The following is a 406-nucleotide window of genomic DNA, read 5'->3' on the forward strand; positions in this document are numbered from 1 at the left end:
GGTATTAGATTATCCAAAAATCCAGAACTTTGGGATGTGATAAAAAAGAAATGCTCGGCAAATAAGAGAAAACAAAAGAAAAAGCATTAACTTAAAAAATCAAACATGCCTTTTTCCATTAGTTTTTTGTATTCCTTTACCGCTCCTTTTAATGCTTCTCTTATTGCTGAATAGTTTTGCCAACTTCCTTTTTCATCTTGTCTACTTTGGATAAAGTTAATATTAGTCCTATTGCCTTCAAGTTGGTATAATGCTTTGTTTAAGAACCAATCACGGATATTTGAAGCTCCAACTTTATTCTTTGAAGCGTCTTTAAGGAATTTGATGTTTTTCTCACTCTTTGGCATGTGCTTAAATAACTCTTTGTTCTTTAGTAATTCTTTGGCAAAGTTTAAAGGCATGATAG

Annotated in this window: 1 protein-coding gene; it reads right to left on the reverse strand. The window is 31.5% G+C overall.

The window, feature by feature from the left end:
• Positions 1-86 precede the first annotated feature (86 nt).
• Positions 87-406, reverse strand: a 320-nt coding sequence (locus tag E3E37_RS11310; protein WP_167717450.1) for a hypothetical protein, incomplete at its 5' end; no start/stop codon positions are given.

The sequence above is a fragment of the Thermococcus sp. ES12 genome, assembly GCF_012027515.1.
Lineage (GTDB): Archaea > Methanobacteriota_B > Thermococci > Thermococcales > Thermococcaceae > Thermococcus > Thermococcus barossii.